Source organism: Micromonospora sp. WMMD734, from assembly GCF_049178975.1.
In the GTDB taxonomy this organism is placed as follows: Bacteria; Actinomycetota; Actinomycetes; order Mycobacteriales; family Micromonosporaceae; genus Micromonospora; species Micromonospora wenchangensis.
Genome location: NZ_JBMHMK010000001.1, coordinates 1,358,121 through 1,384,002 on the forward strand (window position 1 = coordinate 1,358,121; position 25,882 = coordinate 1,384,002).

Here is a 25,882-nt window from a genome sequence, read left to right on the forward strand (position 1 = left end):
ACCACCGTGATCCGCCCTGGGAGGCGTCATGCCCCGTTCCCGCCGGCCGCTGTTGCGGACCGCCACCCGGATGCTCGCACTCGCCGCCGCCACCGCCGGTGTGCTCGGCGTCGCCGCGCCCGCCAGCGCCGCCGTCCCCACCGGACGCTACGTCGCACTCGGTGACTCGTACACGTCCGGCCCGCTGATCCCCACCCAGGTCGACCTGAACTGCCTGCGCTCCAACCGCAACTACCCGTCCCTGGTCGCCGCGTCCGCCGGCTCGTCCCCGTTGGTCGACGTGAGCTGCTCCGGGGCCACCACCGACGACATCCGCTACGGCGGCAACGGCTCGCTGGGCCGCCCGCTGCCCCCGCAACTCGACGCGGTCACCGCGGACACCGCCCTGGTGACGGTGCAGATCGGCGGCAACGACATCGGCTTCTCCAGCATCATCAGCGACTGCGCGCAGGCGAGCTTCAGCAGCCCGTTCGGCTCGCCGTGCAAGGACCTCTACACCGCCGGCGGCACCGACCAGTTGCAGGCCCGGATCACCGCCACCGCACCGAAGGTCGCCGCCGTGCTCCAGGGGGTCCGCCAGGCCGCGCCCGGCGCGCGGATCGTGGTGCTCGGCTATCCGGCGATCGTGCCGGACAGCGGATACGGCTGCTGGCCGCTGGTCCCGATCGCCTACCAGGACGTGCCCTACCTGCGGGGGGTCGCCAAGTCGCTCAACGCGATGCTGGCCGACGCCGCCGCGACGAACGACGCGGTCTACGCGGACGTCTACACCCCGTCGATCGGGCGGGACACCTGCAAGAGCAGCGGCACCCGGTGGGTGGAGGGCCTGGTGCCGGAGAACGCGGCGGCACCCTTCCACCCCAACGCCCGGGGCGAGCAGGGCATGGCCACCGCCGTGCTGGCCACGCTGGACAACTGACCCGACCTGGCGTGGCGGGGGACCCCCGGTCATGTCGCGTCCCGGTGCCGGGCCGATGTCATGACCGGGGGTCCCGTCGTTTCCGTGGGCCCGCTCAGGCCACCGTGCAGGTCTGGCCGTTGAGGGTGAACGCGGTCGGCTTGGCGTTGCTGCCGGACCAGCTGGAGAGGAACCCGAAGCCCACGCTTGCGCCGGGGCTGAGCAGGCCGTTCCAGCCGGCGCTGCTGGCGGTGACCTGCGCCCCGCTCTGGGTGTAGGTGACGCCCCACGACTGGCTGAGCTGCTGGCCGTTGGCGAACGACCAGCGCAGGCTCCAGCCGTTGACCGCCGTGGTGCCGGTGTTGCGGATCGTCACCTCGGCCTGGAACCCGTCCGGCCACTGGCTGGTGATCGCGTAGCTGACCTGGCAGGAGATGGCCGCCGGCGGCGGGGTGGTCGGGGCCGGGGTGGTCGACGTGGGCGTCGGGGTCGGCGGGGTGGTGGTCGGCGTCGGGGTGGGGGTGCTGGTCGTGCCGCTGACCCGGTAGACGACCGTCCCGTGGCCCGGCACGCTGGCCGAGATGGCCCCGGTGGTGGTGCTGGTCGTGTTGGTCCACGCGTCCCGCAGGGTGAACGAGCTGCCCGACAACCCGATGGCGGCGGCGGTGGTGGTGATGGTGGTGGTGGAGGTGCCTTGGTTGAACAGGGCGACGGCGACGTCGCCGTTGGTGAGTCGTTTGGCGAGGATGCGGCGGGTGCCGTCGAAGGAGATTTGGGTGGCTTGGAGGGCGAGGGGGTCTTGGCTGATGGTGATGAGGTTGGTGTTTTTGAGGATGGTTTGGGTGGCGGTGTTCATGTTTCGGAGGTCGTTGCCGGCGATGAGGGGTGAGGCGAGGATGGTCCAGAGGGCGAAGTGGGAGCGCATTTCGGTGTCGGTCATGCCGCCGCGGCCGACTTCCATCATGTCCATGTCGTTGAAGGCGCCGGGTTTGGCGCGGGCGGCGAGGGGGATGGTGACGTCGAGGATGTTTTGGATGCCCATGGGGTAGCCGTTGGTTTGGCCGCTGTTCCAGGTGTTGGTGATGTCTTCGGTGGTGCGCCACATGTTGGAGACGTCGCCCCAGTCGCGTTGGGGTCCGGTTTTGGAGTGGATGCTGTTGCTGTTGATGCTGAGGACGATGGGTCGGCCGGTGGCGGCGAGGCCGTCGCGCATTTTGGCGAAGGCGCGGGTTTGGTCGTCGATGGTGCCGGTGGGTGAGCACCAGTCGTATTTGAGGTAGTCGACGCCCCATGCGGCGAATTGGCGGGCGTCTTGGGCTTCGCGGCCTTGGCTGCCGGTGGCGCCGGGGTAGGAGTTGAAGTATTGGGCGCAGGTTTTGTCGAGGGGTGCTTGGTAGAGGCCGAATTTGAGGCCGCGGGCGTGGATGTAGTCGCCGAGGGCTTTCATGCCGGAGGGGAAGCGGGTGGGGTCGCCTTGGAGGTTGCCGGCGGAGTCGCGGTTGGGGTTCATCCAGCAGTCGTCGACGACGACGTATTGGTAGCCGGCGTCTTTCATGCCGGTGTTGACCATGGCGTCGGTCATCTGCCGGATCAGGGTTTCGTTGATGTTGCAGCCGAACGTGTTCCAGCTGTTCCAGCCCATCGGCGGCGTCCGCGCCACCCCATTGTCGAGGGCCAGTGCCGGGGAGGTCCGCAGCACCACCGCCGGGCCCGCCACCAGCAGCAGCCCCGCCGCCACGGCGGTCAGGAGCCGACGGCTACGGGTAGATGGTCTTCTCATGGTCTTCCGTCCGTTTCACTCGGGGATCGTGGGTGCCGGTCAGCTGGTGGTGCAGGTGAGGTTCGTCGGCGTGTTGTTGGTGCCGTTCACCGTGCCGATGAAGCCGAACGTGGTGGAGGCACCGGCGGCCAACGTCCCGTTGTAGTCGACGTTGCGGACCGTCACGTTCGCGCCGCTCTGGGTGTGTGACCCGCCCCAGATCTGGCTGATGGTCTGCCCGTTGGGGAACGTCCAGGACACCGTCCAACCACGGATCGCGGTCGCGCCGGCGGTCACCGTGACCTCCGCCTGGAAGCCACCCGACCACGAGCCCGTCACCGCGTACGTCGCCCGCGCCCCCGAGGGTGCGGGGGAGCTGGTGGTCGGCACCGGCGTCGTCGGGACCGGGGTCGTCGGCGCCGGCGTCGTCGGGGTCGGCGTGGGGGTGGCGGTGGGCGTGGCGGTCGGCGTCGGGGTCGGCGTCACGCCCGGCCGGGCCGCCCGGTAGGTGTGCCCGGCCTGGACGGCGAACTGGACGACGTCGGTCTCCGGACGGGTGGTGGCCGGCACGCTGCCGTCGGCGACATCGGTGATGGTGAAGCTGCCGGTGAACAGCCGGGACCGCACCCGCAGCGTGCCGTCGCGGTCGGCGCGGATGCCGATCTCGTCGGGCTGCCCGCTGCTCCACGCCACGCCGACGGTGTAGCCGCCGCGCCCGCGCAGACCCGCGACCTGCCCGGTGGGCCACGCGCTGGGCAGCGCGGGCAACACGTTCAGCTCACCGGTGTGGCTGTGCAGCAGCATCTCGGCGATGCCGGAGGTGGCGCCGAAGTTGCCGTCGATCTGGAACGGCGGGTGCAGGTCGAACATGTTCGGCGCGAGCCGGTCGGTGCGCACCAGGTCCTTGAACAGCTTGTGGGCGCGGGCACCGTCCTCCAGCCGGGCCCAGAAATTGATCTTCCAGGCGAGGGACCAGCCGGTCCCGTCGTCGCCCCGCAGCTCCAGGGTCTTGCGGGCGGCCTCGTACAGCGCCGGGGTGCCCCGCTTGGTGATCTGGTTGCTGGGGTGCAGGCCGTACAGGTGGGAGACGTGCCGGTGGTTCCGCTCGGTCTCCACCCAGTCGGCCAGCCACTCCTGCACGTTGCCCCGCGAGCCGACCCGGGTCGGGGGGAGCCGGTCCTTGGCGGTACGCACCTGCGACCGGAACGTGCTGTCCACATTCAGGATCTCGCTGGCACGGGCGGCGGCGTCGAAGAGGTCCCGCAGGATCTGGTTGTCCATCGTGGGGCCGGCGCAGACGCTGGCGTTCGAGTGGTGCGGCAGCTCCGGGGAGTTCGACGGGTTCGTCACCAGGTAGCCCAGTGACGGGTGGGCGACGAGCGTGTCGAGGAAGAACTGGGCGGCACCCTTGAGCGCCGGGTAGTTCGCCTGGAGGAAGCCCAGGTCGCCGGTGAACAGGTAGTGGTCCCAGATCAACGTGCCCAGCCACGCGCCGCCGGTCTGCCACATGCCCCACAGCGCCCCGTCCACCACCGATGCGCCCCGCCAGGCGTCGGTGTTGTGGTGGGTGACCCAGCCACCCGCGCCGTACTGCGCCTGGGCGACCCGGGCACCGGTCACCGTCAGGTCCTTGACCATGTCGAACACCGGCAGGAAACACTCGGACAGGTTGGTGGTGTCGGCCGGCCAGTAGTTCATCGGCAGGTTGGCGTTGATGGTGTATTTCGAGTCCCAGGACGGCGTCAGCGAGTCGTTCCAGATGCCCTGGAGGTTCGCCGGCTGGGTGCCCGGCCGCGAGGACGAGATCAGCAGGTACCTGCCGAACTGGAACAGCAGCGCGGCGAACTGCGGGTCGTTGCTGCTCGCGTGCTGCGCGATTCGCACGTCGGTGGGCTGGTCGGCCGCGGCCGTACGACCCAGGTTGATGTTCACCCGGTTGAACAGCGCCTGGTAGTCGGCCAGGTGCCGGCTGCGCAACTGCTCGATGGCCACACCCTTGGCGGCGTTGAGCCGGGTGCGGGCGATGCCCTGGTAGTCGCCGTTGACGGTGCGGTAGTTGACGTAGCTCGAGCCGATCGAGATCAGGATGGTGACGCTGGTGGCCCCGGAGACCCGCAGGGTGCCGCCGGAGCTGCTGACCGTGCCCCCGGTCGCGGCGGCGTTGGCCAGGGCCAGGAACCGCACCGAGCCGGTGACCCCCTCCTGGCTGCCGGAGATGCCGTCCAGCCCGATGGTGGCGGAGTCCGGGCTGGACACGGTGGTGCGCTGCGGACTGTCGAACGTGGCGGAGAACGTGATCGCGTTGGCCCGGTCGGCGGTCAACCGCACCACGATCACCTGGTCGGGTGCGCTGGCGAAGACCTCCCGCTGGTGCCGTACGCCATTGAGCACGTAGGTCGTGGTCACCGTGGCGGTGGTCAGGTCGAGGGTCCGGACGTACTGGCTGACCCCGCTGGCCGAGCCGAAGGCCAGCCGCAGGTTGCCCACCGTCTGGTACGCGAGCTGACCGCCCGGGTTGCCCATCATCGTCTGGTTGATCAGGTCCTGCGCCGAGGTCCACTGGTCGGCGAAGACCCGTCGTCGGATCTCGGCCAGGTTGGCCGCGCCCCGGGTGTTGGCCGAGTCGTACGGGCCTCCGGCCCAGACGGTGTCCTCGTTGAGCTGGAGGCGTTCGGTGTCGACGTTGCCGAACACCATCGCGCCGAGCCGGCCGTTACCGATCGGCAGCGCGCGCAACCAGTCGGTGCCGGCCCCTTCGTCGTACCACAGGGCCAGGTCGTTCGCGGCCAGCACCTGCGGTGGTGCGGCCGAACCGGCGCGGGCGGTGGCGGACCAGGCGACCGGAACCAGCGCGGCGCCGGCCCCCACCGCTCCGGCCTTGAGGACGTTCCTTCGGGTCACTTCAGACATGTTCTCTCCCAGGGGTGCGGATCAGAGCCGGGTACGGATGGGGGAGGGCGGCACTGGCGGCCGCCGCCGTGGACCCGGTGCCGGGGACACGGTCGACCGCCACCCGGCCCGGACCGGTGTTCCGGTCGGCCGCAGCGGAAACCCTGCTGTTATCGCTAACAGGCGCGGCCCGTCGCGCCCTGACGTCGGCATCCATGATTACCGTGACGGCGCGTCGAGCTCCCGGCGGCGCACCATCTCGCCACATATGGACTCTCGTGGATTCCTTGGGCTCCGTCAAGATATGACGGCCATGTTGCGCGAATGTTCCTGGCCCGGTCTGGAGGTCCGCGTCGTCGTCCGTCGGCTGCCCCGGGTGGTTGTCGGCGGGCGTCCGGAATGGTCCGACGGGCCGCCGTCCTAGTTCGGGTGTGCGGGCGGGATGCCAGCTCAGGACCGGTTCTCCGGCGGTGCCTGGCCACGGGGCGCAACGTCCGCGCGACCCTGGGCGGCGGTGCCGCCCTTGAATCGGCGGACGGCTTTCCGTAGCATCCGGGTTTGCGAAATGTTATCGCAAACATTTCTGGGCGCGGCAACCCGCCCCGGCGTCGTTCATCGTGCCTGTGCCTGTGCCGTCGAGGAGGTGCCGCGCGGTGTCCACCGGAGCGTCCTACCGCAACCCGGTCGTCCCCGGATTCCACCCCGACCCGAGCGTCTGCCGGGTCGGCGCGGACTACTACCTGGTCTGCTCCAGCTTCGAGTACTTCCCGGGCGTACCCCTGCTGCACAGCCGCGACCTGGTCACCTGGCGGCAGATCGGCAACATCCTGGACCGTCCCGGCCAGCTGGCGCTGCCCGCCGACACCGAGGCGTCCCGGGGCATCTTCGCGCCCACCCTGCGCCACCACGACGGCCGGTTCTGGCTGGTCACCACCAACGTCAGCCTGGGCCGGCACCTCATCGTCACCGCGCCGGAACCCACCGGCCCCTGGTCCGACCCGGTCTACCTCGACCTGCCGCACGTCGACCCCTCGCTGGCCTGGGACGACGACGGCACCTGCTGGCTGACCACCTCCGGCGTGGACGCCTACCGGATCGACCCGGAGGGCGGTCGGGTGCTGGAGGGGCCGATCCCCCTGTGGTCGGGCACCGGCGGCCAGTACCCGGAGGCCCCGCACCTCTACCGGATCGACGGCTGGTGGTACCTGCTGCTCTCCGAGGGCGGCACGCACACCGGCCACGCCGTCTCGGTCGCCCGCTCCCGCAGCCCGCGTGGCCCGTTCACCCCCGCGCCGGCCAACCCGATCCTCACCCACCGGGGCACCGACCTTCCGGTGCAGGCCACCGGGCACGGCGACCTGGTCCAGGCGCTCGACGGCAGCTGGTGGCTGGTCCTGCTCGGCATCCAGGCCCGGGGCCAGTGGCCGCCCTACCACGTCCTCGGCCGGGAGACCTTCCTCGCGCCGGTGCGCTGGGTCGACGGCTGGCCGGTCGTCGACCCGGTCCGGGAGGTCACCGCCGCGCCTCCCGGCAGCCCCCCGGCCGGTGCCGCCCCGGCCGGGCCGGACGCCTTCCACGACGACTTCGACGCGGCCGTCCTCGCGCCCGAGTGGATCTCGCCCCGCAGCCGCCCGGACGACTGCTGGTCGCTGACCGCCAGGCCGGGCTGGCTCACCCTGCACGCCGTGGGCGCGACCCTCGACCTCGCCGGTGCGACGATCGTGGCGCTGCGGCAGCGGTACCACGACAGCCGCACCAGCGTCCGGGTGGACCCGGGCACCGGTGTCGCCGGGCTCACCATCCGCATCGACGAGGCGCACCACTACGACCTGGAGGTTCGGGCCGGCACCGTCCGGGTGATCGGCCGGGTCGGGCCGTTCCGGCAGGTCTTCGCCACCCATGCCGTCCCGGACGGCCCGCTGGTGCTGACGGTCGCCACCCGTACCCACGACCTCTACCCGCCGACCGTGACCTCCGCCGCCGACCTGGCGGCCCGGACCGCGCCCCGGGGGGTACGCGCGGCGGGCTGCGACATGGTCACCTTCGAGGTGGCCGGCCCGGCCGGCCCCGTCGTACTGGCCGAACTCGACGGGCGCTACCTGTCCACCGAGGTCGCCGCCGGGTTCACCGGCCGGGTTATCGGCATGTACGTCACCGGGGGCAGCGCGGCGTTCGACTGGTTCAGCCACCGCCCGGCGGCACCGCCGCACTGAGCGGGAGCCGGTCCGGTCGGGGCCCTCGCCGGTGCGCCGGGCCGGGACGCCGGGACACGTAGACTTCCCTGCGTGATCGAGGAAGGTCGACGTCGCCGCTCCCGCAAGCCCCGGCGCGGCGACCTGCCCCTCGCCACGATCGCCGAACTCGCCGGGGTGTCCCCGCCGACGGTCTCCAAGGTGCTCAACGGCCGCCGGGGGGTGGGTGAGCAGACCCGGCAGCGGGTGGAGGCGTTGCTACGTGACCACGGCTACCGTCGCCGGCCGGCCGGAAGCTTCACGCCCTGCATCGAGGTGGTCTTCCACCAGATGCTCTCCTCGATCGCCATGCCGATCCTGCGCGGCGTCCAGGAGGTCGCCGGCCCCCGGGACCACACGGTCGGCTTCACCGACGTACGGCACTGGCTGCGGGCCGGGCAGCCCTGGGCGCAGGCGGTGCAGCTGCGCCAACCGGCCGCCGTGATCACGGTCTTCTCCCTGGTGACCGCCGAAGACGGGACGAGCTTCGCCGCCGCCGGCATACCGCTGGTGGCCGTCGACCCGGCCGACAACCTGTTCCCCGTCCCCGTCGTCGGGTCGGGCAACTGGAGCGGGGCGCTGTCGGCCACCCGCCATCTCGTCGACCTCGGCCACCGGCGGATCGGCGTGCTCACCGGCCCGGTCCGGGACCTGTCGGCGCGGGCCCGCCGCGACGGCTTCCGGGCCGCGCTGGACTATGCGGGCGTACCGTTCGACGAGCGCCTCGAACGCAGCGGCGTGTTCGCCTTCGAGGACGGCCTGCGGCTCGGTGGCGAGCTGCTCGCCGGGCCCGCGCCGCCCACCGCCGTGGTCTGCGGCAACGACCTTCAGGCGCTGGGTGTCTACGCGGCGGCCCGGGAGGCCGGCCTGCGGATTCCCGACGATCTCAGCGTCGTCGGCTTCGACGACGTCGACGAGGCGGCCTGGCTGGCGCCGCCGCTGACCACGGTGCGGCAGCCGTTCGGGGAGATCGGGGCCACCGCCGCCCGGCTGGCGCTGGCCCTGGCCGACGGCCAGCCGCTGGCGCAGGACCGGTACGAGCTCGGCACGTCGCTGGTGGTGCGGGGCAGCACCGCGCCACCCCGCCGCCGCTGAGCCCACCCGCCCACTCCCGTCACCATCCGGTCGCGCTGGGTGAGTCATGCGTCACCCAGGGGAGGGATGTCCGCCGCCACGCCGGCCGTAAACTTGATTTGCTCCAGAACAGCGGGCTAGGGTCGACCCATGACGGCCGAGCTCGAGGCACAGTTACGGGCGGCCTCGCTGCGCGTGACCCGGCCCCGACTCGCCGTGCTCGCCGCGCTGCGGGACCATCCGCACGTCGACACCGACACGGTGATCGCGCTGGTCCGGGCCGACCTGCCAACGGTTTCCCACCAGGCGGTCTACGACGTGCTGCGGGCGCTCACCGAGGCCGGCCTGGTGCGCCGCATCCAGCCGGGCCGGTCCACCGCGCGTTACGAGGCGCGGGTGGGGGACAACCACCACCACGTCGTCTGCCGTTCCTGCGGTGTGATCGCCGACGTCGACTGCGCCGTCGGTCACGTTCCGTGCCTCACCGCCTCCGACGACCACGGTTTCGTGGTCGACGAGGCGGAGGTCGTCTACTGGGGCACCTGCCCCGACTGCGCGGCCGACCGCATCTCCCAGTGATCCACCAGTTCGGAAGGAAGTACATGAGCGACACCCAGGACAACGCCCCCGCCAGCGCGCAGGGCGTGGACCAGAAGGCGGCGGCCGGCTGCCCGGTCGCGCACGACTCGGTCACCGCGCAGGGCAGCGAGAGCGAGAACCCGGCGATCGACTCGCCGACGCCGAAGACCGGCGGGCGTCCGCGTACCAACCGGGACTGGTGGCCCAACCAGCTCGACCTCTCGGTCCTGCACGCCCACTCGGCCAAGGGCAACCCGCTGGGGGAGGACTTCAGCTACGCCCGGGAGTTCGCCAAGCTCGACGTCGAGGCCCTCAAGCGGGACATCACCGAGGTGCTCACCACCTCGCAGGACTGGTGGCCGGCCGACTTCGGCCACTACGGCGGCCTGATGATCCGGATGAGCTGGCACGCCGCCGGCACGTACCGGATCGAGGACGGCCGTGGTGGCGCCGGCGACGGCGGGCAGCGGTTCGCGCCGCTGAACAGCTGGCCGGACAACGCCAACCTGGACAAGGCCCGCCGGCTGCTCTGGCCGGTCAAGCAGAAGTACGGCCAGCAGATCTCCTGGGCCGACCTGCTCGTGCTCGCCGGCAACGTGGCCCTGGAGTCGATGGGCTTCACGACCTTCGGCTTCGGCTTCGGCCGGCCGGACGTCTGGGAGCCCGAGGAGATCTTCTGGGGTCCGGAGGACACCTGGCTCGGCGACGAGCGCTACGCCTCGGAGACCGAGATGTCGGCCGGCGTCGGGGCGACCGAGATGGGCCTCATCTACGTCAACCCGGAGGGCCCGCGCGGCAACGCCGACCCGCTCGCGGCGGCGCACTTCATCCGGGAGACCTTCCGCCGGATGGCGATGAACGACGAGGAGACCGTCGCCCTCATCGCCGGCGGCCACACCTTCGGCAAGACCCACGGCGCGGGCGTCGCCGACGACCACGTCGGCCCCGAGCCCGAGGGCGCCCCGCTGGAGGCGCAGGGCCTGGGCTGGCTGAGCACCCACGGCAGCGGCAAGGGCGGCGACACCATCACCAGCGGTCTGGAGGTCACCTGGACCGACCGGCCGACGCAGTGGAGCAACCGCTTCTTCGAGATCCTCTTCGGCTACGAGTGGGAGCTGAGCACCAGCCCCGGCGGGGCCAAGCAGTGGGTCGCCAAGGACGCCGAGGCGATCATCCCGGACGCCCACGACCCGGCCAAGAAGCACAAGCCGACGATGCTCACCACCGACCTGTCGCTGCGCGTCGACCCGGCGTACGAGAAGATCTCGCGGCGCTTCCTGGAGCACCCCGACGAGTTCGCCCTGGCGTTCGCCAAGGCCTGGTACAAGCTGCTGCACCGCGACATGGGTCCGGTCAGCCGCTTCCTCGGCCCCTGGGTCGCCGAGCCGCAGCTCTGGCAGGACCCGGTGCCGGCCGTCGACCACGAGTTGGTGTCCGACGCCGACGTCGCCGCGCTCAAGGCGAAGGTGCTCGACTCCGGCCTGACCACCGCGCAGCTGGTCAGCACCGCCTGGGCCTCCGCCGCGAGCTTCCGGCACACCGACAAGCGCGGTGGCGCCAACGGCGCGCGGATCCGCCTCGAACCGCAGCGCAGCTGGGAGGTCAACCAGCCCGAGCAGCTCGCCACGGTGCTGGCGACCCTGGAGGGCATCCAGCGCGAGTTCAACGACGCCGGTGGGGCGAAGATCTCGCTGGCCGACCTGATCGTGCTGGCCGGCTCGGCCGCCGTCGAGCAGGCCGCCCGTGCCGCGGGTGTCGAGGTGACCGTGCCGTTCCGGCCGGGTCGCACCGACGCCAGCCAGGAGCAGACCGACGTCGAGTCGTTCGCCGTGCTGGAGCCGCGCGCCGACGGGTTCCGCAACTACCTGCGTCCGGGTGAGAAGACCCAGCCGGAGGTGCTGCTCGTCGACCGGGCGTACATGCTCAACCTGACCGCGCCGGAGATGACCGTCCTCGTCGGCGGCCTGCGGGCCCTCGGCAACAACGTGGGCGGCACGACGCACGGCGTGCTCACCGACCGGCCGGGCGTGCTCAGCAACGACTTCTTCGCCAACCTGCTGTCCCCGGGCACCCGGTGGAAGGCGTCGGAGTCCGAGGAGCACGTCTACGAGATCCGGGACCTGGCCACCGACGAGGTGAAGTGGACCGCCACCGCGGTCGACCTCATCTTCGGGTCCAACTCCCAGCTGCGCGCCCTCGCCGAGGTCTACGCCAGCCAGGACGCGGGCACCAAGTTCGTGACCGACTTCGTGGCGGCCTGGACGAAGGTCATGGAGCTGGACCGGTTCGACCTCTCCTGATCCGACCGTGCTGTGTGCGGGCCCCGGCCGACCGGCCGGGGCCCGCCCGGTTTCGGGAACGGGTGAACCCGGTTTCATATTGGACAAAAGCCACCAAAAGACCCTATAGTGTCGTCCGTGCATCTCCTGGCAGCCCTGGTCAGCCCGCTGTTGCTCGTGGGCGGTGTCGCACCGCCAGGCGCGGCGCCTGTCCCCCGTGTGCGGGCGATGGCGCTGGTGGTCGGGCTCGACATCACCGTGCCCCCTGCGGCGAGCCTCGGCGCGGGCCTGGTGGGGAGCACCCTCAGTGGTTCGTTGGGTACCGTCACCGTGACCGACACCCGGTCGGTCAACCCCAATACCTGGACGGCGACCGTGTCCGCCACGGCGTTCGTCACCGCCGGTGGTGGCGCGGGCAAGACCATCGCCACCGCGCAGGTCTCCTACTGGTCGGGCCCGGTGACCAAGCAGACCGGCGGCGGCACCAAGGTTCCGGGTCAGCTCACCGCCGCGCAGGCGGTGACGCTCACCGTGCCGCGGGTCGCGTTCACCAAGACCACGGGTAACGGGCACAACAGCGTGAGTTGGGCACCCACCCTCCGCGTGGCGATCCCGGTCGGGGTGGTGGTCGGCGTCTATTCCGGCACCATCACCCACTCTGTCGCCTAATGAGTGATTAGCGACGGATGAGAGATATGTGCTATTGCAGTGCTTAACGTGGTGGGCATGAAGAAGCCATTGCTCGCCCTGGCCGCCGGGGCAGCGGTGCTCGCCGTAGCATCGCCCGCCGCCGCCGCCCCGTCGGGCGACACCACCGTCACCTTCACCGTGTCGACCGCCAACCTGGACATCGCCGTCCCGCCGTCGGTGAACCTGGGCGCGTCCTTCGCCGGCTCCACCATCATCGGCTCGCTCGGCAACGTCACGGTCACCGACAGCCGGTCGGCGCTCTCGGCGACCTGGACCGCGTCGGTGACCAGCACCGCGTTCACCACCGGCGGAGGCTCCGGCGCGGAGACGATCCTGCCCAACCTGATGGACTACTGGTCCGGGCCGGCGCTGTCCACCACCGGCACCGGCACCTTCGTGCCCGGTCAGCCCACCGCGGCCGACGCGGTGACGCTGAACCTGCCCCGGACGGCGTTCTCCAAGACCTCCGGCAGCGGCAACAACTCGGCCACCTGGAATCCCACCCTCCGGATCACCATCCCGCCGTCGGCCGTCGGCGGCCTCTACACGGGGACGGTGACCCATTCGGTGGCCTGACCGACTCCGCGCTGCTGTCCTGGCCGTCACCGTCCTGGTGGCCGCCGGGACACCGGCGTCCGCCGCGTCGCCGTCGCCCCCGCCGAGCCCGAGTTTCAGCGGCCCGGCCGCCGCGGTGGGCATCCGGCTGCTCGACGCCCCGGTGAACCGGCGCGACGACAGCCGCGCGCACAAGTACATCGTCGACCACGTCCATCCCGGGACGACCGTCAAGCGGCGGATCGTGGTGGAGAACGTCTCGGAGATCGAGCGGAAGATCGCCGTCTACGCCGCCGCCGCCGAGGTCGACCGCACCGGCTTCGTCTTCGCGCCCGACCGGACGCCGAACGAGCTGAGCAGCTGGATCACCGTCGACCAGGGCGAGGTGGAGCTGGAGCCCGACGACGAGGCGGTGCTCACGGTGACGATCGCGGTGCCGGAGAAGGCGTCCGCCGGGGAGCGGTACGCGGTCATCTGGGCCGAGGTGTCCACCGTCGACGGCCAGAACGTGCGCAACATCGGCCGGGTCGGCATCCGGGTGTACCTGTCGGTCGGGCCGGGCGGCGAACCCCCGTCGGGCTTCGAGGTGACGGGGCTCGCCGGTCACCGGGAGGGCGACGGCGCGCCGGTGGTCACCGCCGAGGTGCGCAACACCGGGCGGCGGGCGCTCGACCTCGCCGGCCAGCTACGTCTCACCGACGGCCCGGGTGGGCTGTCGGTCGGGCCGGTCCGCGCCGAGGCCGACACGCTCGCCCTCGGTGCCACCACCACCGTGCGGGTGCTGCTGGACCCGAGGCTGCCCGACGGCCCGTGGAACGCCCGGCTCGACCTCGCCAGCGGCTGGACCAAGCGCACCGCGACCGGAACCGTCTCCTTCGGCGGGTCGACGGCCGCCGCCGCGACCAGTAGGGACCGTTCCGGGCTGGTGCTCACCGGCGGGCTCATCGCGTCGGCGTTGGTCCTGCTCCTGTTCACCGGGTTCGCCTTCCGTCGTCGGGGTCGTGCCCGGCATGCGCTGCCCGCCTGACCGGGCGCTGCGACAGCAAGAAAGTGCGTGGCACGTAATATTGCGTGCCACGCACTTTCGGCTATGCTGGGTGGGTGAGTGGGCTACGGGAGCGCAAGAAGGCCGAGACGCGGGCGGCGCTGAGCTGGGCGGCCATCCGGCTGACCGTCGCCCGGGGCTTCGACAACGTCCTGGTGGAGGACATCGCCCAGGCTGTAGGCGTGTCTCCGCGTACGTTCAACAACTACTTCTCCAGCAAGGCCGAGGCGATCGCCTTCCGCCACCTCGACCGCAGCCGGCAGGTGGCCGAGGAACTGCGCCGACGGCCGGCCGACGAACCCCTCTGGCCGGCGCTGATCGTGGCGACGCTGACCCGATTCGCCCCCGGCCCCGAGGTCACCGAGTCGCCGCCTCACCCACACGCCGAGTGGGTCGAGGGGCTCGCGGTGATGCTGGCCGAACCGGCGTTGCAGGGCGAGATGCTGCGCGCGGGCGCGATCGCCGAGGCCGACCTGGCCGCGGCCGTCGCCGAACGCACCGGCACCGACCCCGACCGCGACCTCTACCCCCACCTCGTGGCGGCCAGCGTGACCGCCGCCGTGAACGCGGCGATCCGGCACTACCTGCGTGCCGATCCGCCCGTTCCGATGCAGCGGTTGCTCCCCGACGCGCTGGCCCAACTCGCCGCCGGCCTGCCGGCGCCCACGCCGCGATGACCACATGTCCCCTGCGTCGCCCCGGCCGTGTCCCTGCCCTGTTCCCGTGCCGCCGCTTCCCGTGCCGCCGCTGACCGTGCATCCCTGACCGTGCATCCCTGACCGTGCGCCGGCTGGCCGGCCCGACCGCGCCGCCTGCCTCATCCGCGCACCGCGACGACCGCCGCGCTGAATCGCCTACGCCCGGCCCACCACGTCCACCCTCGCCCCCGTCGGGGGGTGTCCTGTCCTGCCCACGGTCCGCCGCCGCTGGCGAGCGGATCCACCCCATCCTGGAAAGGATCTTGCGATGATCGATGTCGTGATCGTCGGCGCCGGCCCGAACGGCCTCCTGCTCGCCACCGAACTGGCCCTGGCCGGCGTCCGACCCGTCGTGTGCGAGCGGCTGCCGGCACCCACCACCGAGCAGCGTGCCAACGGGCTGGTCGGGCAGGTGGTCCGGATGATCGACCGGCGGGGCCTGCACCACCGCCTCGTCGACGACCCGGCACCGCCGCAGCCCGCGCCCGGGTTCGTCTTCGGCGCGCTGCCGCTGGACCTGCGGGCTGTGCCGGACAACCCGCTGTACCTGCTCCAGGCCCCGCAGCGGCACCTGGAACGGGTACTCGCCGAACGGGCCGCCGAACTGGGCGTACAGGTCCGCCGGGGGCACGAGGTGACCGGGCTGACCCAGGAGGTCGACGACGTACGCGTGACGTTCTCCGACGGCACGACCCTGCGCTGCCGTTACCTGGTCGGCGCGGACGGCGGACACAGCATCGTCCGCCGGCTGGCCGGGATCGGCTTCCCCGGCGTGTCGACGGACCGCACCGTCTCCCGTACCGCCCAGGTCAGCCTGCCCGCGGAGCTGATCGACGCGGCGACCGGCGGCCTCGTGATCCCCGGGTACGGCACCGTCGCACCGTTCCAGCACACCCGTACCGAACGGGGACTGATCGCGTGGGCCCCCTTCACCGGGCGTCCGGCGGGCCTCAGCACGATCGAGTGGCCCGAGTCGACGCGGTTCGACGGGCCGCCGACCCTCGCCGAGTTGCGGGCCAGCGTCGCCCGGGTGCTCGGGGTCGACGTGCCGATCGACCCGCCGGCCGGCCCCGGGCCGCACCTGCTGCGCCGCCTGGTGGGTGGCAACACCCGGCTCGCCGAGCGGTACCGCGCCGGCCGGGTGCTGCTGCTCGGCGACGCCGCCCACGTGCACTCGGCGATCGGCGGGCCCGGACTCAACCTCGGCCTCCAGGACGCGGTGAACCTGGGCTGGAAGCTGGCCGCCCAGGTGCACGGCCGGGCCCCGGCCGGGCTGCTGGACTCCTACGAGGCGGAACGCCGGCCGGCCGCGCAGCGGGTCACCATGTCCACCCAGGCCCAGTCGGCGCTGATCGCCCCCGGCAGCGAGGTCACCGCGCTGCGGGTGCTCCTCGGTGAACTGCTCGACCGGCCGGAGAACGCGGCCCACGTCGCCGCCCTGCTGGCCGGGGCGGACGTCCGCTACCCGATGGGTGCCGCGGACGGGCCGCTGGTCGGCCGCTTCGCCCCCGACCTGGTGTGGCACACCGACGCCGGCCCGGTCCGGCTGGCCGAGCTGACCCGGACCGCCCGCCCGCTGCTGCTCGACCCCACCGGCGGTCACGCCGGAGCGGCCGGGCCGTGGCGGGACCGGGTCGACGTGCTCACCGGACGGTTCACGTCGGGCGGCGCGGCGGCCGACGCACCCGGCGACGACCTGCCGACCGCGCTGCTGCTGCGCCCGGACTGCCATGTGGCCTGGCAGTCCCCGACGGACCGGCCGGACGCCGACGGGTTGACCGCCGCGCTCGCCCGCTGGTTCGGCCCGCCGAGCGCCGACCGGGGGTGACGTGGTTCGGCCGGCCCGGCGGGGGAGGGGGCCGGGCCGGCCGACGCGGAGCGCGGGGTCAGTCCCGCTGGATGACCATCCCCGCGCCCACGGTGCGGTTGGTGGTCTCGTCGATGATGACGAAACCCCCTGTGGTGCGGTTGCGGTGGTAGTCGTCCACCAGCAACGGCACGGTGGTGCGCAGTCTGATCCGGCCGATCTCGTTGAGCGCGAGCGCGGTGCTGGTCTCGTCCCGGTGCAGGGTGTTGACGTCGAGCCGGTAGTGCAGCTCGCGGACGATGGCGCGTGCCGAACGGGTGGTGTGCTTGACGACGTACCGGCCGCCGATCTCCAGCGGGCGGGTCTCGTCCATCCAGCAGACCATCGCCTCGATGTCCTGGGCGACCGTGGGGGCGTTGTTCGGCCGGCAGATCATGTCGCCCCGGGAGACGTCGATCTCGTCGTCGAGGCGGACGGTGACCGACATCGGGGGGAACGCCTCGTCGACGGGGCCGTCGGCGGTGTCGATGGCGGCGATCCGGCTGGTGAACCCCGACGGCAGCACCATCACCTCGTCGCCGGGCTTGAGCACCCCGGAGGCGACCTGCCCGGCGTAACCCCGGTAGTCGGTCACCGTGGTCGACTGCGGGCGGATCACGTACTGCACCGGGAACCGGACGTCGACCAGGTTGCGGTCCGAGGCGATGTGCACGTGCTCCAGGTGGTGCAGCAGCGACGGGCCCTCATACCACGGCATGTTCTCCGACCGGGCGGCGATGTTGTCACCCTGGAGCGCCGACACCGGGATCACCGCGAGGTCGGGCACGTCGAGCTTGGCGGCGAAGGCGGTGAACTCGTCGGCGATGCGTTCGAAGACCTCCTGGGAGAAGTCGACCAGGTCCATCTTGTTGACGCACAGCACCAGGTGCGGCACCCGCAGCAGCGAGCACAGGAACGCGTGCCGCCGCGACTGCTCCACCAGCCCCTTACGGGCGTCCACCAGGACCAGGGTGAGGTCGGCGGTGGACGCGCCGGTGACCATGTTGCGGGTGTACTGGGTGTGCCCGGGGGTGTCGGCGATGATGAACTTCCGCCGGGGCGTGGCGAAGTAGCGGTACGCCACGTCGATGGTGATGCCCTGTTCCCGTTCGGCCCGCAGACCGTCGGTGAGCAACGCCAGGTTGGTGTACTCGTCGCCCCGGGCCGCGCTGACCGCCTCCACCGCGGCCAACTGGTCGGTGAACAACGACTTCGTGTCGTACAGCAGCCGCCCGATCAGGGTCGACTTCCCGTCGTCCACACTGCCCGCGGTGGCGAACCGCAACAGGTCCATCGGTCGGGCCTCGGCCGGGGAATCGGCCGGCGCCAGCATCTCGGTGCTCATCAGAAGTAGCCCTCCCGCTTGCGGTCCTCCATGGCGGCCTCGCTGACCCGGTCGTCGCCCCGGGTGGCACCCCGCTCGGTGATCCGGGTCGACGCGACCTCGTCGATCACCTTCTCCACCGTGTCCGCGTCGGAGCGGACGGCGGCGGTGCACGACGCGTCGCCGACGGTGCGGTAGCGCACCCTGGCGGTGAAGGGTTCCTCGCCCACGCGGGGGGTGAAGAACTCGTTGACGGCGTAGAGCATGCCGTCGCGTTCGATCACCTCGCGGTCGTGCGCGTAGTAGATCGACGGCAACGGCACCCGCTCCCGGGCGATGTAGTGCCAGATGTCCAACTCGGTCCAGTTCGACAACGGGAACACCCGGATCGACTCACCCGGATGATGCCGACCGTTGTACAACGACCACAACTCCGGCCGCTGGTTCTTCGGATCCCACTGCCCGAACTCGTCCCGGAACGAGAACACCCGCTCCTTCGCCCGCGCCTTCTCCTCGTCGCGCCGCGCCCCACCGAACAACGCGTCGAACCGGTGCTTCTCCACCGCGTCCAACAACACCGGCGTCTGGATCCGGTTGCGCATCCCGTCACCCGACTCACGGACCAGGCCCCGGGTCAGCGCCTCCGGCACGCTCGCCACGATCAGGTGCAGGTTCAGCTCGGTCACCCGCTGGTCGCGGTAGTCGAGCACCTCGGGGAAGTTGTGCCCGGTGTCCACGTGCATCACCGGGAACGGGATGCCGGCCGGGGCGAACGCCTTCTGCGCCAGCCGCAACATCACGATCGAGTCCTTGCCACCGGAGAAGAGCAGCACCGGCCGCTCCATCTCGGCGACCACCTCACGCATCACGAAGATGCTCTCCGCCTCCAACTCGTCGAGCTGGGAGACCTGGTACGCAGCCGATCCGCTGCTCATCGCGGGTCCTTTCCGGGGTGGGGGACGGGGGAACCGGAGGTGGCCGCCGTGCCGGCCAGTTGCCGCCGTAGCGCGGCGAGCAGCGGCGCGGCCAGCTCACCGCGACAGACCAGCAGGTCCGGCAGCCGGGGGTCGGCCTCGTTGTAGGTCAGCGCGGAGCCGTCGATGCGCGAGGCGTGGAAGCCGGCGGCGGTGGCCACCGCCACCGGTGCGGCGGAGTCCCACTCGTACTGGCCGCCCGCGTGGATGTAGGCGTCCACGTCACCGGTCACCACCGCCGCGATCTTCGCCCCCGCCGAACCCATCGGCACCAGTTCCGCGCCGACCTCGTCGGCCAGCGCGGCCAGGAAGGCGGGGGGACGGCTGCGGCTGGCCGCCAGCCGGATCACCCCGTCGGGCGGGGACGGCGCGACCGGTGGGGCGGTGGGGTCGTCGGTGCTCAGCACCCGGCTCTGCGCCGGCAACCCGACCGCACCGGCGACCAGGCCGTGCGGGGTCGCCGCGTCGCGGGCCCAGAGCGCCACGTGCACCGCCCAGTCGGCGCGCCCCTGCTCGGAGAACTCCCGGGTGCCGTCCAACGGGTCCACGATCCACACCCGGTCGGCGGTCCGCCGGGACACGCCCTCGCCGGTGTCCACCAACCGGGAACCGTCGTCCTCCTCGGAGAGCACCGCGTCGGCCGGCCGGCACCGGGCCAGCTCGGCCCGCAGGAAGTCGTGGGCGACCCGGTCGCCGGCGGCCTTCAGCGCGGCGGGATCGGCGTGACCGTGGTCGGCGCGTACCCGTAGCAGCAGTTCACCGGCGTGGGCGGCGAGCCGGCGGGCCAGCGCCACGTCGGATTCGGCGATGGTGGGGTCAACCATGGCAACTCCTCGACCTCTCGGATACGCGGGTGGTGCGGGTGCGGGTGGTCACTGGACGGCCCGGCGCGTGAAGCAGCGGACGCTGACCCAGGTCAGGACGACGGCCACCCCGGTCAGCACGGTCAGGCACACCCACGCCGACAGGTGCGGCACGTCGGGCAGCAACGCCCCGCGCACCCCCTCGGAGACGTAGGTCATCGGGTTGAGCGCGGTGACCACCTGGTACCAGGGCACCGACGACAGCCGGGGCCACGGGTAGTGGATGCAGCCGGTCCAGATGATCGGGGTGAGGATCACCGAGAAGGTCACGTTGATCCGCTGCACCGGCAGGGTGGTGGCCAGGCTCATCCCGATCGCCCCGCCGATCCACGCCCCGAGCAGCGCCACCACGAACGCCAGCGGCAGCCCCGCCGGCCGCCACGGCGCGGAACCGACCATCAGCGCGCCGAGCGGATAGATCAGCACGGCCGCGAGCAGCCCCCGGATGGTGGCGATCACCAGCTTGCCGATCGCCACGTACCCGGTCGGCAGCGGCGCCATCAGCCGGTCCTCGATCTCCATGGTGAAGCCGAACTCCTTCACCAGCGGCAGGGCCACGCTCTGCAACGCGGTGGTGAGGGCGGCCAGCGCGATGATGCCGGGCAGGAACACGTCGGCGAAGCCCCGCCCGACGAGGCCCTGGCTGCCCAGCACGGTGTCGAACACGAACAGCATGAACAGCGGTGTCAGCCCGACCTGGACCAGGATGACCCAGAGTTCCCGGCCGGTGACCATCAGGTCGCGGCGCAGCACCGCGGCGAACACCCGCCCGGTCCCGGGACGGGGGCGTGGCGCGGCCGTCGGGCGCAGCGGGGTCGGGGTGTCGAGAGCGGTCACCTCGGTTGCCTTCCGGTGAGTTCGATGAAGACGTCCTCCAGGCTGGGTTCGCCGACGTCGACGGCGTTGACCGCCGCCGAACGGGCGGCGAGCACGGTCACCGCCGGGCCGAGCAGCGTCGCGGGATCGCCGGCCAGGTGCAGGCGGATGCGCAGCCGACCGCGACCGCCGTTGCCGGCCGCCCCGCCGCCGCGCCCGAGCAGGCCCGCCCCGGCCAGGGCGGCCAGCCGGCCGGCACCGGGTGGCCCCCCGCCGGCGGCGAGCGCGGCGAGCATCCCGGCGCCGCCCGCCCCGACCCCGGCCAGCCCGGCCCCACCGAGGCCCGGCCGCCCACCGGCCGGCACGGTGGGCGTCGCCACCCGCTCCGCCTTGCGTACGCCGGGCAGCTCGCCCAGCGCGGCGCAGAGCGCGTCCGGGTCGTCCCCGCCGGCCGGGGTGACCGTGAGGTCGAGCAGCGCGTCCCCGGCGAGACCCCGGACCAGGGCGGTCGGGGTGTCCAGGGTGAGCAGCCGGCCGTGGTCGACGATGCCGACCCGGTCGACCACCCGGGCCGCCTCGTTCATCGCGTGGGTGGTCAGCACGATCGCCACCCCCCGCTGGCGCAGCTCGCGGAGCTGCCCCCAGATCAGCAGCCGGGTCTGCGGGTCGAGGGCGTTGGTCGGCTCGTCGAGGAAGAGCACCGCCGGCTCGTGGGTCAACGCGCGGGCGATCATCAACCGCTGCGCCATGCCCCCCGAGTACGCCTCGATCCGCCGGTCGGCCCGCTCGGTGAGGCCGAAGCGCTCCAGCAGCTCCGCCGCGCGGGCCTGCGCCTCCCGTCGCCGTACCCCGTGGTAGGTGGCGTGGTAGACGAGGTTCTGCCGGGGGGTCAGCGCCCGGTCCAGGTTGTTGTGCTGGGGCACCACGGCCAGGTGGGCGCGGGCGGCGGCCGGGTCCCGGCCCACGTCGACCCCGCAGACCACGGCCCGGCCCCCGGTGGCCCGCAGCCGGGTGGTCAGGATGCCGACGGTGGTGGACTTGCCGGCCCCGTTCGGCCCGAACAGCCCGAAGATCTCGCCCGGCGCGACGGTGAACGACAGTCCGTCGACCGCGTTGGTGTCGGCGCGGGGGTAGCGCTTGACGAGGTCGTCGACCTCGACCACGGCCGGCCCGTCTCTGCTGGGCATCTCAACTCCTGTCCTGAGGGGGTGCGCGGGTGCCGCCGGGGCCGGCGGCGGTGCCGTCAGCCGCCGGAAGGCTGGGGGTGCGCGGCGAAGAACCGCCAGATGGTGTCGGTGGCGTTCAGTGCGGTGGAGGGGGGATCGAGGTCGAGCAGCTTCTCCGCCCGGGGCGGGTTGGGTCGGCCGCCGGGCCACTGGTGTCCCGCGCCGGCGACGGTGATCAGCTCGACGGCGCGGCCCTGGGGGCAGCTCGCGGTGGACCTGGTGACCGGCCCGTCGGTGGTCACCTTCGGCGCGCCGCAGGAGTCGATGCTGCGCCACCGGGCGGCGAGCTCGGGGGTGGGCGGGCCGTCGATCTTCACCGGGTTACGTCCGGTGCCGCCGTTGTCGCGCCGGCCGGGCCCGCCGCCGTACGGCATGGTCTGGTCCTGCTGGCCGTGGATGTGCAGCACCGACACCGGTTTCGGGTCGGTGCACTGCCCGGTCAGCGTGCTCGCCACCGCCCCGATCGCGGCGAAGGTGGTGGTGTCGCAGACCAGCTTGTACGCCAGCAGCCCACCGTTGGAGATCCCGGTGACGTACCGGCGGGCCGGGTCGACCGGCAGCTCCCGACCGACGGTGGCGACCAGTTCGGTGATGAACCCGACGTCGTCGACACCGTCGCGGGCGGGGGCCCCGCAGCACTGTGGACCGATCGCCCAGGCCCGGTTCAGCCCGTCCGGGAAGAGCACCAGGAACCCGTCCCGGTCGGCCTGGCCGGTCCAGCCGTACGCCTGCTCGGCCTGCTCGCCGGTGCCGGCCGCGCCGTGCAGCATCACCACCAGCGGGACCCGCTTGCTCAGGTCGGCCGAGGCCGGCCGGTAGAGCCGGTAGCTGCGTTCCCGCCCGTCCACGGTGAGGGTGTGCGTGGAGCTGCCGACGGGCACGTCCGACGCCGGTCCCGCCGCGCCGGACGGTGCGCTGGCCGCCGGGCCGGTGGGGGAGCCGCTCTGGTCACGGCGGGGACTGCACCCGGCCGGGGCGGTCAGGGCGAGCAGCAGGGCGAGCGTTCCCGCGAGCCGGGCGGTGGACCGGCCGGTGCGGTGCCGCCCGACTTCAGGGCGAAAAACAGTAAAATGCATCATATCAATACTTTCGCCCGGTAATGTTCGAGCAACGTCAGGGACGCGCGAGGATTCGGCAAGGGGCACCCGGAACCGTCAGTGCCGGGACGGGGCGGGGCGGGGCAGGGCAGGCCGGGTCCGTCGGCCCGGCGACGACGCTGTCGCCGGGCCGACGTCCCCGCGCGCTCAGTAGCCCCGCAGCCGGATCAGCTCCCAACCACCCTCGGGCACGTCGTCCGTCGGGTCGGTCCGCAGGTTCATCGGGTTCGCCATGCCCAGGTACAGGGTCGGACCGTCGGCGACCATGTTGCGGATGCCGTAGTTCAGGTAGTTGCCCAACCCGGTGTTGTCCACCGTCGTCGCCGGCTTCGTCGGCGACGAGAAGGCGTACAGGTCACCGCCGTAGACCGCCTCCGGCAGGGCGCCCGCGCGCATCCCGGCCGCGTCCATCGGCGCGCGGGCCAGGTCGTCGGCCAGATCCGGCGACAGACCCAGCTCGGCGGCGGTCTCGTCGCCCAGCTCCTTGGCCAGGTAACTCCAGTCCATCGTGCCGACGTACAGCTTCCCGCCGGCCACCACCATCTTCCAGGTGTAGTTGTTGTACGGGTTGCCGAACCCGGGCGGCCCGAACTTCGGCGTCTGGTGCGTCGACTGCAACGCCCACGCCCCGGCCCCGCCGTTGGCCGCCGGGTCGTACGCCGGCAGCTCGGTCGCGCCGTACAGCAGCTCGACCTTCTCGAAGTGGGAACCGAAGTTACGGCCCCGGTAGATGCTGATCGACCGCTGGGTGTTCTGGATGGTGGCCTGGGCCGCCGCGTCGTCCGCCGGCGGGTACGTGGTCATGTGCAGGGTGGTCGCCTTCATCGGCACGTGCATCGTGCCCCAGTAGAGGAACCCGCCGTAGGAGGCCAGACCACCCAGGGCGTAGGCGCGGGCGACCACCGGGTCCGGCTCGTAGGACGACGCGCTCCACACCTGCTGCCAGCCGTCGGCGTCCTCCGGGTTCAGCCCCGGGGCCCCTGACGCCAGCAGCGGGCTCATCCACACCGCGGCGATGCTCGTGGTCGGCGCGGCGGCACCGGCGGTCGGTCCGGCCAGCTCGGCGTCCGAGCCCGGCCAGGTGGTCACGAACAAGCGCCCCTGGTGGACGGTGAGGTCGGCGGCCTGCGCCGGCAGGTTCGCCACCACCGTGAACGCGAACGGGTCGGACTTGCTCCCCGTCCAGCGCAGCACGTTGCCGCGCTCACCGCCGTTGGCCCCGACGCCCACCCCGGCGTACAGCGCGTCACCGGCCACCGTGAAGTGCCTGATGTTGCCGTACATCGGGAAGTTGCGGGAACCCAGGAACGCGCCGGTGTCGGTGTCGAAGGCGAACAGGTTGACGCTGGTGCCCAGCGCCGGGCCGCCCAGCAGGGCCACCCCGTTGAAGTTGCCCGCCGCCCGGATGCCCGCCGTGGTCTGCAACCGGTTCGCGTCGTCGGTGGAGGCCGCCTTCACCAGGTCGGTCTTCTCGGTCAGCCGGTTGGCGCGGGTGTCGTAGGTGTACAGCCGCGGCTGCCGGTGGTCGCCGAGGATGGGGGGCAGCTGCGGATTGCGCTTGGCCACCTGGCTCTCGCCGTACTCGCAGGCCCAGTCGTCGTTGACCGTCGGCGTGGTGTTGCGCAGGGCCCGTCCGCTGGTCAGGCAGTTGACGTTCGCTCCGGTGCCGAACCACAGCGTCTTGCCGGCCCGGGTCATCCCCCACAGGTACGCCTGGTTGACCTTGGCCTGGCCGGTGGCGCACGGCGGGCCGGCCGGATACGGCAGGCCGATCCCGGCGAAGCACTCGTCCGGCTGGGCCTTGGCGAGCAGTTGCGGGCTGGCCTGCTGCGCGCCGGCCACGCTGGCCGCGCTGCCGGGGTCGGCGGCGTCGAGTGGCGCGCCGAGCGCCGCCGAGGGTACCGCCAACACCGACCCGAGTCCGAGTACGGCGACGGCGGTCGACAACCGCCGTGCGGAGAACCGGAGTGGATTCACCAACAGTCTCTCTTTCGAAGGAAGGCGGACACCCGCCCCCGGGCCCGACGGAGGCGGACCCGGGGCGGGCAGGGACACACAGGGGCCGCTCAGACGGCGGCCGGCAACTTCCGGGAGGCCGGGGCGACGACCCGCGACGCCGTCCGCTCGGCCCACCCGGACGGGTCGGGGAAGTCCAGGAACCGGCCGAGGCCGGTCAGCTCGGCCACCGGGTCGGCGACCAGGTCCTCGTAGGACATCCGCAGCAGGTGATCCGGGGGCACGTCACGCAGCGCCTGGTCGGCCTGGCTGCTCATGAACGCGCACAACCCGAGGTAGCGGCGCAGGTCCGCACCCCGCTCGCGCAGCGCGTCGGGGGTCAGCCGGTCCGGCAGGTACGGCTTGAGGTCCTCCGGCACCGCCTGGTCGTCCTCGATCCGGAACGGGTCCAGGCCGCACTTGCCGAGGAACTCCACCCGCAGTTGCAGCAGCTGGAACGACGAGTGCCGGCTCATCGACCGGGCGGTGTCCTCCCAGCTGCGGGTCAGGTAGACGAACTTGCAGTCCGGAAAGCCCCGCAGCAGGTAGGGCGCCACGTGGCTGGAGCCGCCCGACCGCTCCACCCACCGGGTCTTGCCGGTCAGCACGGCGAGCAGGTCCAGGAAGTCGCGGTGGTGCTGGGTCACGGCCTGGTCGGGGAACTGCGGCACCCGCGCGGCGAGCTGGTCGAACAGCGCGTCCGGATCGGTGGTGAGCTTCGACAGGGTGATCGCCAGGATCCGGGGCAGCTCGGTCAGCCGGTCGCTCCAGCGGCCCGTCGCCGGGTAGCGGACCTCCTTCGGCGGCAGGCCGATCCGGAACAGGGTGGCCAGCTCCGCCTTGGGACTGGACAACACCTCCCAGTACTCGGCACCACTGATCACCTCGGCGCTGCGGGCCCACGGCGCCACCGACATGAAGAACTCCTGGGCCGACAGCGTGCCCGGCTCCTCGTGGATCAGGTCGGACAACAGCGTGGAACCGCACCGGCCGTTGCTGATGATGATCGACCGGCCGGTGATCGGGGTGTCCATCGGAAGACCT

At 72.2% G+C, this 25,882-nt stretch carries 20 protein-coding genes; 10 read left to right on the forward strand and 10 right to left on the reverse strand.

What is annotated here, in order from left to right:
- Positions 1–28 precede the first annotated feature (28 nt).
- The gene (locus ACN267_RS05650; protein WP_204961626.1) at positions 29–919 is read left to right on the forward strand and encodes an SGNH/GDSL hydrolase family protein; all 891 of its coding nucleotides are present in this window, start codon (positions 29–31) and stop codon (positions 917–919) included.
- 94 nt (positions 920–1,013) lie between these two features.
- On the opposite strand, the gene ACN267_RS05655 is transcribed toward ACN267_RS05650, so the two are convergent.
- Positions 1,014–2,678, reverse strand: a complete 1,665-nt coding sequence (locus ACN267_RS05655; RefSeq protein WP_421488111.1) for a cellulose binding domain-containing protein — start codon at positions 2,676–2,678, stop codon at positions 1,014–1,016.
- Positions 2,679–2,717: 39 nt separating this feature from the next.
- Positions 2,718–5,567 (reverse strand): glycosyl hydrolase family 95 catalytic domain-containing protein, encoded by a 2,850-nt coding sequence (locus ACN267_RS05660; RefSeq protein WP_421488112.1) that lies wholly within the window; start codon positions 5,565–5,567, stop codon positions 2,718–2,720.
- Positions 5,568–6,199: 632 nt separating this feature from the next.
- Here ACN267_RS05660 and ACN267_RS05665 point away from each other — a divergent pair.
- The 9 genes from ACN267_RS05665 to ACN267_RS05705 all read left to right on the forward strand — a co-directional run bounded on the left by ACN267_RS05665 (position 6,200) and on the right by ACN267_RS05705 (position 16,525).
- The gene (locus ACN267_RS05665; protein ID WP_421488113.1) at positions 6,200–7,759 is read left to right on the forward strand and encodes a glycoside hydrolase family 43 protein; all 1,560 of its coding nucleotides are present in this window, start codon (positions 6,200–6,202) and stop codon (positions 7,757–7,759) included.
- Between the two features lie 72 nt (positions 7,760–7,831).
- Positions 7,832–8,872, forward strand: coding sequence for a LacI family DNA-binding transcriptional regulator (locus tag ACN267_RS05670; protein WP_281896590.1), 1,041 nt, complete (start codon positions 7,832–7,834; stop codon positions 8,870–8,872).
- Between the two features lie 129 nt (positions 8,873–9,001).
- Positions 9,002–9,430 (forward strand): Fur family transcriptional regulator, encoded by a 429-nt coding sequence (locus ACN267_RS05675; protein WP_204962147.1) that lies wholly within the window; start codon positions 9,002–9,004, stop codon positions 9,428–9,430.
- 23 nt (positions 9,431–9,453) lie between these two features.
- Entirely contained in the window at positions 9,454–11,730 is a 2,277-nt protein-coding gene (gene katG, locus ACN267_RS05680) for a catalase/peroxidase HPI (protein ID WP_421488114.1), read from the forward strand.
- A gap of 117 nt (positions 11,731–11,847) precedes the next feature.
- Complete coding sequence (locus tag ACN267_RS05685) at positions 11,848–12,378, forward strand: hypothetical protein (protein WP_421488115.1); 531 nt, start codon at positions 11,848–11,850, stop codon at positions 12,376–12,378.
- 57 nt (positions 12,379–12,435) lie between these two features.
- A complete protein-coding gene (locus ACN267_RS05690) occupies positions 12,436–12,975 on the forward strand; it encodes a hypothetical protein (protein ID WP_421488116.1) in 540 nt (179 codons plus the stop codon).
- Between the two features lie 37 nt (positions 12,976–13,012).
- Positions 13,013–13,981, forward strand: coding sequence for a hypothetical protein (locus tag ACN267_RS05695; protein ID WP_421488117.1), 969 nt, complete (start codon positions 13,013–13,015; stop codon positions 13,979–13,981).
- Between the two features lie 74 nt (positions 13,982–14,055).
- The gene (locus tag ACN267_RS05700) at positions 14,056–14,676 is read left to right on the forward strand and encodes a TetR family transcriptional regulator (protein WP_421488118.1); all 621 of its coding nucleotides are present in this window, start codon (positions 14,056–14,058) and stop codon (positions 14,674–14,676) included.
- A 289-nt stretch (positions 14,677–14,965) separates the two neighbouring features.
- Positions 14,966–16,525 (forward strand): FAD-dependent monooxygenase, encoded by a 1,560-nt coding sequence (locus tag ACN267_RS05705; protein ID WP_421488119.1) that lies wholly within the window; start codon positions 14,966–14,968, stop codon positions 16,523–16,525.
- A 58-nt stretch (positions 16,526–16,583) separates the two neighbouring features.
- Here ACN267_RS05705 and ACN267_RS05710 read toward each other — a convergent pair whose 3' ends face one another.
- From ACN267_RS05710 to ACN267_RS05745, 8 genes are all read right to left on the reverse strand, one after another.
- A complete protein-coding gene (locus tag ACN267_RS05710; RefSeq protein WP_281896604.1) occupies positions 16,584–17,888 on the reverse strand; it encodes a sulfate adenylyltransferase subunit 1 in 1,305 nt (434 codons plus the stop codon).
- The gene (gene cysD, locus ACN267_RS05715) at positions 17,888–18,802 is read right to left on the reverse strand and encodes a sulfate adenylyltransferase subunit CysD (protein ID WP_421488120.1); all 915 of its coding nucleotides are present in this window, start codon (positions 18,800–18,802) and stop codon (positions 17,888–17,890) included. Before cysD ends, ACN267_RS05710 begins: the two co-directional genes overlap by 1 nt.
- A complete protein-coding gene (locus ACN267_RS05720; protein WP_421488121.1) occupies positions 18,799–19,665 on the reverse strand; it encodes a 3'(2'),5'-bisphosphate nucleotidase CysQ in 867 nt (288 codons plus the stop codon). The genes cysD and ACN267_RS05720 overlap by 4 nt, the downstream gene beginning before the upstream one ends.
- 48 nt (positions 19,666–19,713) lie before the next feature.
- Positions 19,714–20,541 carry an ABC transporter permease gene (locus ACN267_RS05725; protein ID WP_281896609.1) on the reverse strand — a complete coding sequence of 276 codons (828 nt, stop codon included), beginning with the start codon at positions 20,539–20,541 and terminating at the stop codon, positions 19,714–19,716.
- Positions 20,538–21,707, reverse strand: coding sequence for an ABC transporter ATP-binding protein (locus tag ACN267_RS05730; protein WP_281896610.1), 1,170 nt, complete (start codon positions 21,705–21,707; stop codon positions 20,538–20,540). Before ACN267_RS05730 ends, ACN267_RS05725 begins: the two co-directional genes overlap by 4 nt.
- A gap of 56 nt (positions 21,708–21,763) precedes the next feature.
- Complete coding sequence (locus tag ACN267_RS05735) at positions 21,764–22,822, reverse strand: alpha/beta hydrolase family esterase (protein WP_239486487.1); 1,059 nt, start codon at positions 22,820–22,822, stop codon at positions 21,764–21,766.
- 168 nt (positions 22,823–22,990) lie between these two features.
- The gene (locus ACN267_RS05740) at positions 22,991–24,820 is read right to left on the reverse strand and encodes a hypothetical protein (RefSeq protein ID WP_307821496.1); all 1,830 of its coding nucleotides are present in this window, start codon (positions 24,818–24,820) and stop codon (positions 22,991–22,993) included.
- Positions 24,821–24,909: 89 nt separating this feature from the next.
- Complete coding sequence (locus tag ACN267_RS05745; RefSeq protein ID WP_204961990.1) at positions 24,910–25,872, reverse strand: sulfotransferase domain-containing protein; 963 nt, start codon at positions 25,870–25,872, stop codon at positions 24,910–24,912.
- Between the last annotated feature and the right edge of the window lie 10 nt (positions 25,873–25,882).

Bases quoted from the DNA above. Each gene is read 5' to 3' on its own strand.
- ACN267_RS05650 (WP_204961626.1), top strand. From the start codon at position 29: ATGCCCCGTTCCCGCCGGCCGCTGTTGCGGACCGCCACCCGGATGCTC.
- ACN267_RS05655 (WP_421488111.1), bottom strand. From the start codon at position 2,678: ATGAGAAGACCATCTACCCGTAGCCGTCGGCTCCTGACCGCCGTGGCG.
- ACN267_RS05660 (WP_421488112.1), bottom strand. From the start codon at position 5,567: ATGTCTGAAGTGACCCGAAGGAACGTCCTCAAGGCCGGAGCGGTGGGG.
- ACN267_RS05675 (WP_204962147.1), top strand. From the start codon at position 9,002: ATGACGGCCGAGCTCGAGGCACAGTTACGGGCGGCCTCGCTGCGCGTG.
- katG (WP_421488114.1), top strand. From the start codon at position 9,454: ATGAGCGACACCCAGGACAACGCCCCCGCCAGCGCGCAGGGCGTGGAC.
- ACN267_RS05690 (WP_421488116.1), top strand. From the start codon at position 12,436: ATGAAGAAGCCATTGCTCGCCCTGGCCGCCGGGGCAGCGGTGCTCGCC.
- ACN267_RS05705 (WP_421488119.1), top strand. From the start codon at position 14,966: ATGATCGATGTCGTGATCGTCGGCGCCGGCCCGAACGGCCTCCTGCTC.
- ACN267_RS05710 (WP_281896604.1), bottom strand. From the start codon at position 17,888: ATGAGCACCGAGATGCTGGCGCCGGCCGATTCCCCGGCCGAGGCCCGA.
- cysD (WP_421488120.1), bottom strand. From the start codon at position 18,802: ATGAGCAGCGGATCGGCTGCGTACCAGGTCTCCCAGCTCGACGAGTTG.
- ACN267_RS05720 (WP_421488121.1), bottom strand. From the start codon at position 19,665: ATGGTTGACCCCACCATCGCCGAATCCGACGTGGCGCTGGCCCGCCGG.
- ACN267_RS05730 (WP_281896610.1), bottom strand. From the start codon at position 21,707: ATGCCCAGCAGAGACGGGCCGGCCGTGGTCGAGGTCGACGACCTCGTC.
- ACN267_RS05735 (WP_239486487.1), bottom strand. From the start codon at position 22,822: ATGCATTTTACTGTTTTTCGCCCTGAAGTCGGGCGGCACCGCACCGGC.
- ACN267_RS05745 (WP_204961990.1), bottom strand. From the start codon at position 25,872: ATGGACACCCCGATCACCGGCCGGTCGATCATCATCAGCAACGGCCGG.